Source organism: Candidatus Hartigia pinicola (assembly GCA_020541205.1).
GTDB classification, from domain to species: Bacteria; Pseudomonadota; Gammaproteobacteria; order Enterobacterales; family Enterobacteriaceae; genus Hartigia; species Hartigia pinicola.
On sequence record CP048208.1, the window covers coordinates 17,137 to 30,495 of the forward strand.

4 protein-coding genes are annotated in these 13,359 nt (G+C 21.7%); all 4 read left to right on the forward strand.

All coding sequences use genetic code 11. From position 1 onward, the window contains the following. Window positions 1–136: 136 nt before the first annotated feature. The 4 genes from asd to prlC all read left to right on the forward strand — a co-directional run bounded on the left by asd (window position 137) and on the right by prlC (window position 11,400). Complete coding sequence (asd, locus tag GFV14_RS00065) at window positions 137–1,243, forward strand: aspartate-semialdehyde dehydrogenase (protein ID WP_457914325.1); 1,107 nt, start codon at window positions 137–139, stop codon at window positions 1,241–1,243. A gap of 2,822 nt (window positions 1,244–4,065) precedes the next feature. After that, window positions 4,066–5,049, forward strand: coding sequence for a glycosyltransferase (locus GFV14_RS00070; protein WP_457914326.1), 984 nt, complete (start codon window positions 4,066–4,068; stop codon window positions 5,047–5,049). Between the two features lie 1,894 nt (window positions 5,050–6,943). After that, window positions 6,944–7,336 carry a DNA polymerase III subunit psi gene (locus tag GFV14_RS00075; RefSeq protein WP_457914327.1) on the forward strand — a complete coding sequence of 131 codons (393 nt, stop codon included), beginning with the start codon at window positions 6,944–6,946 and terminating at the stop codon, window positions 7,334–7,336. A 2,024-nt stretch (window positions 7,337–9,360) separates the two neighbouring features. Then, window positions 9,361–11,400 (forward strand): oligopeptidase A, encoded by a 2,040-nt coding sequence (prlC, locus tag GFV14_RS00080; RefSeq protein WP_457914328.1) that lies wholly within the window; start codon window positions 9,361–9,363, stop codon window positions 11,398–11,400. The last annotated feature ends 1,959 nt before the right edge of the window (window positions 11,401–13,359 follow it).

The following is a 13,359-nucleotide window of genomic DNA, read 5'->3' on the forward strand; positions in this document are numbered from 1 at the left end:
TAAATTTTAATGTTAGTTTATATTTTTAATGGAAATGATTGAATGCATTGAGGTTGATAATCAATAATTAGTAAATTATTTCATTACACTTAAAAATATATTAAAATAAAAAATTATAATATTTAAGGTTAATGAAATGAAAAATGTAGGCTTTATTGGTTGGCGAGGTATAGTCGGCTCAGTATTAATGGATCGAATGGTAGAAGAAAACGATTTTAATCAAATTCATTCTATATTTTTTAGTACTTCTCAATATGGTAATGCAGCACCTACATATGGTGGTCACAAAGGAATTTTGCAGAATGCGAATGATATTAACGCTCTGACAGATCTCGATATTATTATTAGTTGTCAAGGTATGAATTATACAAATCATATTTACCATAAACTGCGTATATTAGGTTGGAATGGGTACTGGATTGACTCTTCTTCGGCATTACGTATGAAAAATGACGCGATCATCATTCTTGACCCAGTAAACCAACAACAAATTCAAGATGGATTAAACAAAGGTATTAAAACTTTCGTTGGTGGCAATTGTACAGTTAGTTTAATGTTACTGTCATTAGGTGGTTTATTTGTAAATAATTTAATTGAATGGGCGTCTGTAGCAACTTACCAAGCTGTATCTGGTGCAGGTTCTCGTAATATACGTGAATTATTAGTGCAAATGGGAGATTTGCATATGCAAGTAGCTAAAGAACTAAAAGATCCAAATTCGAAAATTTTAGATATTGAAAAAAAAATTACTAACTTCTCTCGTAGTGGTAGAATGTTAACAGATTCGTTTAATGTGCCATTGGCAAGTAGTTTGATTCCATGGATTGATAAAGACTTAGAAAATGGTCAGAGTTACGAAGAATGGAAATATCAAACAGAGACTAATAAAATTTTAGATACGGGTAATAATATTATCCCTATTGATGCATTATGTGTTCGTGTAGGAGCGCTTCGATGTCATAGCCAGGCATTTACATTAAAACTGAAAAAAGAGATTTCTCTCAATGAAATTGAACAGTTACTTATATCTCATAATGAGTGGGTTAAAATAATACCTAACAATTATCAAAGAACTATAAAAGAACTAACACCTTCCGCCGTAAATGGTAAATTAATTATACCTGTTGGACGTCTACGTAAATTAAATATGGGATCAAAATATCTATCAGCTTTTACTGTTGGTGATCAATTACTTTGGGGTGCTGCTGAACCCCTTCGTCGCATGCTAAATATTTTACTTTAATTTTTATTAAATGCACTTTAAAATAAATAGTTATATATTGATTATAAAATATTAATTAGTGAAAGTTGAAAATTTTGATTATCTTTATATATCTAGTTTTTTAAATAATTTTAAATGTCATATAAATCATATCTTTTAACAGTAAAAAGCACTTTTTTTCTAAAAATTTATTTAGTATCTTGTTAAGAAAAAAAGAAATATAAAATAGACAGACTCAAAGAGATAATTTAAATACAGGTTACTAATATTATATTTAGTTGTATTTTTCTAAAAAAGATTATTATATGATAGCTTAATTAAAACATATAAGTTTGATGATGTGTAGTAACATAAACAATTGATATTAGTATTTATTTTTTTACTAGCGAAATACTATTTATTTATACAATCTCTATTTTAATATATACTTTACATAAAAGTATAACTTTTTGTAAAAAACTCTCTAGTTATTTTCTATTAACACTCATCAATAAGTAACTAAATTAGATGAATTAATAGCAAAGATATACTGTAATATATCAGTTGATGAAGAAATTTTTTTGCATTAATAATGATAAAATTATTTTGATTCTCTAAATACTTATAATTAATATTTTATTAATTATATTTTAATATCTTATTTGATAATTTTTTTATTTTTTAATTTTTTATTTTAAGATTTATAAAAAATATATTTTTTAGTAAAAAGTACTAAGAACATTTCTATAGATAAATATTTTATTTGTAATTCTATAACGTTTTATTTTATAAATAAGAGTCTTTTAAAGTATGACTATTATATAAAGGTAGTGGATTATTAATAATGTTATTTCATTTTCATTTTAATAAATAGATAGAAAACATTAAAATATACATATATTAATTAATTTTAAAAAAGTTTTATATAACTTACTTAGATTATAGTACTTTATTTTATAATAAATTTATGTTTAAGAAACACACTAATACTTAATATATTATTTTGTTAAATACAATACATTAATTCAAGATTAGTTATTTTATAATTTAAAGTATTTTATAATTAGTAAATATTAATATTTTTAATATAAGTTTAACAATCTTTATTTTTATCTCAAAATTTTAGTTAGTATTTGAAAATTATATATAGATTTTAAATATTAAAGTTATTAAATTATATTAAATATATATTATAGATTATTTTTTTGTTTAATATGATCTATTATTAAAAACATAAACTCTAGATGAATATATCTTAATAAGACTCAAACATAAATTATCTTAGTCTTTTAACTTATTTTAATAAAATATAAAAATTTTTCTTGATGTTTTTTGATATTATATCGTAAAATATATCTTATATATACTTCTCTATAATTATTTTATTTTATAAATCACATTAATATGATTCCGCAATAATGGAAGATTTGAAATTAATTATAAAATAGTTCATGACAATAAAATTAAAAAATTTAGGAAGTTATATTGATTAGTGTGATTGTAAAAAAATATACTGTTACAAATACTTTGTAATTTTTATGAATTATAAAGGATTCTGATATTTTTCATTTAATGATTTAGAAATTTTCTAGAAATATAATTATAGTATTAATAATACATTTAATTCATTAAATTGAATATAATATCTTTTTGATTACAAAACTGATTTTTTTTGATATCTAATTTAGTTAAAATATTTTTATATTTTATTATTTAAATAAAATTATGGTATATTTCAATTAACATGTTATTAAAATTTAATCAGTAAGAATAAATAAAAATAATTTTAAGAAAAAATTTATACTGCTTCAGTTTTATACATAATTATTAGATATATCTTATTGAAACACAATATATAGAAATTACGTTATATGATTTTTAATTTTAATAAATTATACATTTTATTAATTAGCATAATAATTAATAAAATGTATATAAAGATAATTTGCATGATGTTTTTATGTAATGTTCTATATCTAAAAATTAACGAAAAGAAATAATTTATTAATATTAATATTAATATTTAAATTTGTTACTATTGAAAATTTTAAAAATAAAATTCATTCAAAAAATTTAAAAAATTGTCATATTTAAGTCATAAAAAATATCTAATAAAATAAAATATAGGTAAAAATAGAATATTGAAAAAATTTTAATAATTAATATGAAAAATATCACAATGTATATAGATTACAAAAATTATTATGAAATCAAATTATTTTCTTTATTAAATCGCATGTCTAAATATATAATTAATATTTACTTAACAGAGTTTCAGTAAAAAAAAGAGAATGTAATAGATACTCAACGAGAATTAACCTCTTTTACATTGTATAAAAATAACTAAAATATATAAAGATTTAATTAGAGCGATAAGTGTAATATTGAAACAACATTTATTATGCACTAGATAAAATTTTAAAAATCGATAAATTTTGTATTTGAATATAGTATTCAATAATTTTCACATTAAAATATTTATTACATTATTTATATAAATCACTTTAATTAAAGTAATCTGTGATGTACATTTAAATATCTGATTTAAGTGTATCAATATAAATTTTGTTATTCTGTTTTTGAATAAAATATTATATAGATATTTTTAAATAAATCTTATATTTTGTTGTTCAATTGAAAACTATTCTACAATATTACTACTACCTACGTTTTGTTTAAAGGTAATTTGAATTGTTAACATAATAAAAGTAAATAGCTTAATAAATTTTATTAAGATGGTGTGAATGGTATATTTAATATTTTAATGTTTTTACATAGATGAATTTTAGATGTTAAATTTAATAAAATAACAATATATAATTAATACATGATTGCTATAAAATTATTATTAATAAGGTTAATTTATGTCTTCTTATCCAGTTTTGAGTATTGTTGTTGCAGTATATAATGGTGAGAAATTTCTTTCTCATTTTTTTGATAACTTATTAGCACAGAGTTGCAATAATTTTGAAGTGATTGTGGTAAACGATGGATCTAAAAATAATAATGAAGAAATAATCTCTCAATATAGAAAGAAATTTAATCATTTTAAATTATTGTCTCAAAAAAATCAAGGTGTGTCTGTTGCTCGTAATAATGGCATGAAGCAAGCCATAGGACAATATATCACTTTCCCTGATATTGATGATAAAATTAGTCCTAAAATGTATGAACGTCTTTTAAAAATTGCTCTTGAAGGAGATTTAGATGTTGCAATCTGTAACGGAACTTATGTTTATCTTAATAACAACATATCTAAAGCGATTTTTCCACTACACAAAGTACCTTCTACCAGTGTGATTAGTGGACCTAAGTGGCTAGAAATTGGGTTGAGTTCTCGTAAATTTTTACATGTTACGTGGTTAAATATTTATCGATTGAGTTTAATTAAACAACATAATTTTTTATTTGAACCAAAATTACATCATCAAGATATTCCATGGACAACAGAGCTTTTATTAGTAGCAAAACGTGTTCAGTTTATTAATGAGCAATATTATGAATATTTGATTCATAATCAATCTATATCTCACTCTTTAACAGGAGATAAACGCGCAATTCGTAAAATTTATACTTATTTGAAAATTATTGATATGCTTTTAGATATTTATAAACGTTATCCCAAGCAAGTTAAGCAATCTCCAGCATGTTTATGGCAAATAGGTAAAGAAGGGTTGGGCGTAGTACAGGCTATATTATCTATTAAATCACCAGAAATTCAACGTAATATGTCACGATTTTTTTTTGAACAGGGTTATTGGAATATTATATGGTCACATGCAACAACAATCATGTTAAAATGGAGATTGATTAGACGTTACTTTCATCTTAAAGCTATAATTAAGTAGATATTTATTAATAATTATTATATTATAGTAAAGTAGTATATTTACTTGGGATAAAGTAACTCTTTTATTTAATTGATCAATGATTTTAAGATCGTGTACTCTATATTTATACAAAGTCAATACTTTTATAATTACTTTAGATTTTGAATATTTATACATATGATAACATGTTAATATTAATATATTTTATAATTATTATTTATGATGTTATGATATATAAATTTGAAATAAAATTATTAAAAAATTATTTATATAAAAATAAGGTATATAAAATCATGTTATATTTTACTTAAATAAGTATACAATGAATTAATTGTATGAATATAAATAAAATTATTGGATGCATATTAGATACATGAGATGAGATTGTAGTATGTATTATTATTTTTAATAAGTCATTATTTATGCATGTTTTTAGAAAGAGATGAAGCTAAAAATTATCATATAAGACTATAATATTTAAAAACCTTTTTGTTTAATATCCGTAAAAACTCTTAATCTAAAAAAATTGATGTATATGAATTATTTTTATGTTTTTTTGTATCTAAAAAGCAATGATTAGTAAGTATTTTATAAGAATTTTTATAAAGATACTTGAGTACTTTAATTTCAAGATTTTGAAAAAATAAATTTTGATAGAAGAAACATTTCAGAAAAGTATTAAATAATTTAATTAATAAATATCTTTATTAGTAATGTTTAAAACAATACATGACTTTAGTAAATATTTATTTACAAGTCTTATAATATGATACATCTTCAAATACATGATCATATAGTAAAAATTTTATTAAATTTTATATATTTATTTTATAAATACTCAAGATAATCTATTCAAAAGAATGAAAAAGTTTATATTAAATGGAGAAAATACTTTAATAAATATTTAAATTACATAAAGATACATAAATAATTTTTCTGTATATATGATATATTAAAGACGATTACATCTTATTTATTTAATAATATAATGAATCTTAAATACTAACTTTTAGTATAAGGTTTTAATATTTACCCATTTTTTAAGAAATTATTCATATATATTAAAAATTTTTATACATATTTCAAAGTGATAAAAAATGTTATATGTAAAATGAAGTATTATATTGATGTGATATAGTTATATTCTTAGTATTGAATTTACTATTTTATATTAAAAGATCATTATTATCGAATGATAGAATTTTTATGTATTTATTTTTACAAAAATATATTATGGTTCTAATCATGAGAAAAACAGACAGAATATAAATATATTTGTTATCACCTTATTTAGTATATTAAATTATTTTTATAAGTTTATTTTGAATATTTTAAAACAATAAAATATAAGTATTTTATGTAAAAACATATTAAAATATTTTACTAGAATTTTTCGGCACTATAATTTTAAAAAAAATTTTATATGTATTACGTCTTGAAGACTGTGTGTTAAAATTATTAAGAAAAAATTATTTATTTCGTATTTCTTGATTCATATAAAGCAATGGAGGTGTTGAATTTTAATAGGATAAGTACAATAAAAAAGTTTGAAAAATATTAATAATGTAGAAATACATATTATGTTATATATTTTTTTATAAAATACGCATATATCTTCTTAAAATTATTTTATTATAATATTAACTATAATTTTATTTTTATATTTATAATTTTAGATAGTTTGAGTATTTTAATGTTTATTAAATTACGTCTCTATATTATTAATTATTTAACATATATAAAGTTATTAAAATTAATTATCTATATGAAATAAAATAACTCCGTATACAGGTAAAATAAAGTTATTTTATGTATATATGATTATAAAGAAAGTAATATTATAAAAATGTTATTACTATTGATTTTATTTAAAAATATATTTATTAATATAGAGTAGATTGGAATAAAACTAATGACACGACGTGATAGACTTTTGAATCAATTGGGTATCACTCAATGGATAGTGAGAAATCCTTATTTATTAAATATCAAAAAACATCTCATAATTCCAGAGTTCACTAAGCTTATTATTATTTCTGATGAGAACATTAATTCAAATGATAGTTTATTAAACGATATTCTTTTTTTAATGAAAATTCATCAATCAGAGGTTTTTTATATTAATTCTAAGAAGCTAGCAATGATACCTGTACCAATAAAAATAATGTGTTGGGTATTAAGTAATAATTCTCAGATAAAAAAATCAGAAAATTTTTTTATTTCTCCTATCTTATCTGAGTTGTATGTTAAAAAAAGTGCTAAAATATCATTATGGAAACAAATTTGCAAATATAACGAAAAGTAAAAAAATTGATATAATCATAGTTTAATATTCAAAAGTTCATGTATTAGTTTTTTTAATTTTAGTGACTTGATTAATTTTAGAGACAATGTTAAAAATTAAAGTTAATAAATAACATACTGGAGTAAAAAATTTAGCCTAATTAATTTTAGTTGAATAGATTTTATAAAATATTTTTATTAATTATCATTCTAAAATAATAAAACTATCATCTATTTTTAGAAAAACTCCTTATTCAAAACATAGTGAATAAGAAATTAATAGTATTTTCTTAGATTGAAAAATTCTAGTGTGTTACAGTAAGCTTTTCTGAGAAAGAAATATATAAATACATCACTATGTATACAATACTTTTCAGAAAAGAAAACTTATAAAGATTTATGTATTTTAGCGTTAACATTTTTAAAATTGACTAATCTGTTTATTATTAAACGAAAAATACAATATAAAATAAATAAACGTTTACTTTATAAGTAATTTTTCTAAAATTTATATTTTAGAGATTAAAATAGTGTATTTATATATAGCGCAGCCAGTTTTTTTTGATCTTATAATAATTCGTTTTATAGAATATTTATAATTTTATTTTTATTAAATATCTCTAAATATCACAGAGATTATAACAATTTTTTAAACGAAATTATTTAATGTATTTTTTAGATTTTAATAAATATACAATAATGAAATTAGTTAAAAACTATTACAATAAATACAATGTTTCATTAATCAACAATTTTTTAGAAAAATATTTTCGTATAATTTTTAAAACCATGAAAATCATTAAAATCATTAAAAAATAATAAAATCTTTTAGAGTAAATGTTAAGATATATTTCTTCTAATCCGTTATAGTGCTATGTCTTTTAAAAATATATAATTTAAAAAATATCATCAACACGATCATCCAAATAACAGTGTATTACATAATGTATATTTCGGTCAAGATTAAAATATATTTCAAATCATTTTAATAAAGAATAATTATATCACAGAAAAAATTTTTAACAATTTCTACGACTGTACAAAAATATTTTATATCTTAAAATATATTATTAAATGAAAATTATATGGATAAAATATTTTAATAGAATATATTACATGCATTAAGCTCTATCGTTAGGATTAAAATAAATAGTAATTGAATTCACTAAATAGATTCTTTAACTAATAGAATGGTTCTGAATATAGAAGTAATAAAATATATTTTATACGTTCCGTTATTTTTATTTTAATAAATATATTCTTTTTCTTTCTTATTCCAATTATAAAATACTAGATTAATGTTTTTTGATTATTAATCTTTAGAACATAATAAGAGTTTTATTGTATGTTTGTTTGATAATTTTTGCATTTTTAAAATATATTTATTTTTAATAATATAATTTTCTGAATAATTTTAATATTATATTCATCATAATTATATAATCAACATGGATTGTTTAGGTTGACATTTATTGATTTAGTAGGTTTGCAAAATTTTTTTAAAAGTTATGATATGTTTATTTTTTTATCCTTAAGTATTTTTTAAAATTAATTAATTTTAATAAATAAAATTTATATATTAAAAACTTGGAAAGTGGTTTATTTTTTTGTTATTATAAAGAATGAAATCTATGTTATAAAGTGCTATTAAGTTGTAACTGTATATTGTTAGAAAACTCAAATATTTAGAAACTGACGTCAACATGCATTAAGTTAGAAGTTTAGCTATATATTACATGCAATGATCTATATTTAGTAGATGATAGAGTATAGAGTATAGAGTATAGAGTATAGAGTATAGAGTATAGAGTATAGAGTATAGTCCTAGTTTTTTTAATTGTAAAACATGTTATCTAACATAGCAACTATTTTATTATTCATAAAAGAGAATGTTAGTTGTATTTGACGTTGGTGTTTATTGTTATAATATCACTGTACATATTTATATATAGAGTGTTGTTTTTTAACTAAGAATGCGTTTTTAGTTATTATTAATATACTACATCTTAGTTGATAAAATAAAACAACTACCATAGGATATTTATTATGACCAATCCCTTGTTAACTGATTATGTATTACCAGAGTTTTTTTCGATTGAACCTATTCATATTTTCCCTGCAGTTCAAAAAACATTAAACGAGTATCGACAAACTGTTGAAAACATTTTATCAAAAACTGATAAATATACTTGGGAAAATCTATGCACACCACTTGAAATAGAAAATGATAAATACAATAAAGTATGGTCTACAGTTAGTCATCTTTATTCAGTCAAAAATACTCAAGAGCTGAGAAAAGCTTATGAAAAATGTCTACCATTGATCTCAGAGTTTCATGTTTGGATTAGTCATTATCAACCATTATATCATGCTTATCAGTTACTTAAAAAAAGTAATGAGTACACGTTTCTTAGCCAAGCTCAGCGTAAATCAATTAAAAATAAACTTCGTGATTTTGAACTGTCCGGCATTAGTTTGCCCTTAAAAAAACAACAGAGATATGGTGAAATAGTTGCAAAGATATCTGAAATTACATCGAAGTTTAGTAACAATATTCTTGATGCAACAATGGGTTGGAGTAAATTCATTAAAGATAAAAAATTATTATCAGGTATGCCAGAAAACGCACTTATTGCAGCAAAAATAATGGCGAAAGATAAAAACAAGGAAGGATATTTATTCACATTGGATATACCAAGTTATCTCCCGGTAATGACTTATGCAGATAATGCTCAGTTGCGTCGTGAAATGAGCTACGCTTTTAATACACGCGCTTCAGACCAAGGACCTAATGCAGGTAAATGGGATAATAGTAAACTAATTGATGAATTAGTGGCATTACGCCATGAATTAGCGCAATTATTAGGTTTTAAAAATTTTGCTTATAAATCTCTTTCTACGAAAATGGCTGAATCACCTCAGCAAGTGTTAAGTTTTTTGAATGCTTTAGCTGATCGTGCCTACCAGAAAGGTCAGAAGGAGTTCTCTGAACTCGAAAAATTTGCAAAAGAGCACTATGCTGTTGATAAACTTGAGTTCTGGGATCTAGCTTATTACAGTGAAAAACAAAAACAACATAAATTCTCACTAAATAATGAGGAGTTGCGTTTTTATTTTCCAGAACCACGTGTTATTAAGGGACTTTTTGAAGTCGTTTATCGTATTTATGGTCTAACGATTCAAGAACGAAAAAATGTCGAAACATGGCATCCTGACGTGCGTTTTTTCGAACTGTATGATGATAAAAATGTGTTGTATGGTAGTTTTTATTTTGATCTCTATGCTCGAGAAAATAAACGTGATGGTGCGTGGATGGCGGATTGTGTTGGACGTATGGTGTATAAAAATATTGTACATCAAAAACCTGTCGCTTATTTAACCTGTAATTTTAATAAACCATTAGACAAAAACCCAGCTTTGTTTACTCATGATGAAGTTATCACATTATTTCATGAATTTGGTCATGCATTGCATCATATTGTGACTAAGGTTGACGTTGCGGATGTTGCAGGTATTAATGGAGTTCCATGGGATGCTGTTGAGTTGCCTAGCCAGTTGATGGAGAATTGGTGTTGGGAACCTGAAGCTCTTCAGTTTATATCTGGTCACTATAAAACCTCTCATCCATTACCATGTACAATGTTAGACTCTATGCTGTCATCAAAAAATTATCAGTCTGGTATGTTTATTCTGCGTCAACTGGAATGTGCTCTCTTTGATTTTTATTTGCATGCAGAATATAATTCTGTAAAAGGTGCACAAGTGATGAAAACTCTGAATACTGTGAAAGAAAAAGTTTCTGTTATTATATCACCAGAATGGAATAGATTTCCTCATGCTTTTAGTCATATATTTTCTGGTGGTTATGCGGCGGGTTACTATAGTTATCTTTGGGCTGATGTACTTGCAGCTGATGCTTATTCACGCTTTAGAGACGAAGGTATCTTTAATCAAAAAACAGGAAAATCATTTCTTAATAATATTCTAAGTTTGGGTGGTTCAGAGGAACCTATGGTGTTATTTAAGCGTTTTCGCGGTCGTAAGCCAAAACTGGATGCAATGTTAAGTAGTTATGATCTCTTGTAATCAATTATATAAAGTTTGAATGAATTAGTAAAATATTTCTGTCAAAATATTTTATCTTAATTCACTCAAAAAATAACAGATTTTTATAACTAAAATAAAGTAAATTTTATTATTACTTTTTAATAAATGACAATTATATCAAATACATAAACTAGCGTTAATGTTATTTTACTGTTCCAATATTAGATGTAGTTAATTTATTGACATAGATTAAATAGATGTATAGGCTAATCTATTTCAAAAATATGTAAGATCAAAAAATATTATTTACTTAATATAATGAGACAATTTATTGTGATTAGGTTGTGAAGTTGTTTATTTTAGTATGAACTATTACAGTTAACACATTTAATATTATATAGTTTTAGCTATTTTATTTAGATAAAAACTATTAATTGTAATTAAAAATGTGTGAAGGTTATTAATGGTTTAGGTAATGCAATATTACTAATCTATATTTCTAGAAAATATTGATTCATGTTCTGTAATATAATTTATTTTGATTTTTCACTATTAGAATCAATAAAGAAACTAAAAAAATAAATATGTAGTCTTTTTAAAAAAATAAGATGTATGTTTTATTTTTATCAATGTTGAAATAAATCAAATAATCCTGCCGTATAGAGTGTGTATAGAGCGAAAAGCATAATTCGTAATCATGACTAAAATCATGAACTCAATATTGTAGTTATGTATTAAAAGATAGTAAAAAAAATATATTTATCAAATTTAATTATGTGCTCATAATACTTAAGAATAAATTTGGTAATAAAAAATTATTTTTTAAATTATTTTAATGGATAAAATTTAACAGATCAATAAGTGATCAATGAATCTTATTTAGTGATTGAGTTGTGATTAGATAATATAATGTTTATTATACTTAAAATATTGTGATATATAAAACTATATATTATACACTGAATATTTTATTTAATTTATAATTATAAATGTAATTAAATGTCAATTTTCTTGCATTAACAACTATCTAAAATTAAAAATTGTGATTTTTTTAAAATAAGGTTAATGATATTAAATATAACTTATAGACTAATTTTCTGTCATTTTATAAAATATTTTTAGATTGATTATCTGTTTTTTAGATATATTTAAAATATCTTAACCGCATTAAGTGTAGTGTATTGTACATACTGTACTTCGTGATGAAAGTAATTCTTTTTATATGAATGAGTTGAATTATTCTACATAAATTTAGTTTAGATGAAAATCGCTCTAATCACTTGAAAATAAAAGAAAATAGTATATTTGTATCATTATACATTATCTTATAATTTTAACTGATATTATAGTATTTTGTCAGAAAATAGTATTTATATTTAGAAATATCATTGCGTCTGATCAAATGCACTTATTTATATATTTTGCGTAATGTTAATAAAATTAATTAAATTGACTTGTTTTTATTTAAAAAATAATTAATTTAAATTTGTAATATTTAGAAAATATTTTAAATGTATTATAATAATTTATAGAGAACTGACTGCTGTTTTTAAAATATAATTTTATTATTATATGATAAAATGGTTAAATTAGATTTATCTTTTAAAGATCCTCTAATAAAGTTATTTTTGTATATAATTTTTACGATTATTTGAAAGTGCTAAATTAATATAGTGCATTCTAATATTGAAATATTTTTTGTGTTTTTAGTTCAAGTAATATTATTTTCATGTACTACATTTTAAATATAATATTTTAGTCTAGATTTTATAGTATTTTTTTACTACATTCTGTAATTTATTGCACTGTAATTCATTGAATAATATACATCATGCATCAGTAATGCGAAATAGTATGACCACGATTTAATCATAGTTAATATCGTAATCATAAAAATATCTTTCATTATAACACAATCTTTATTAATGTTTATTTTTGTTTTACATAGGTTATCTTATTCATTAATATAGTAATACTTACGTCTTTCCGATATATTGA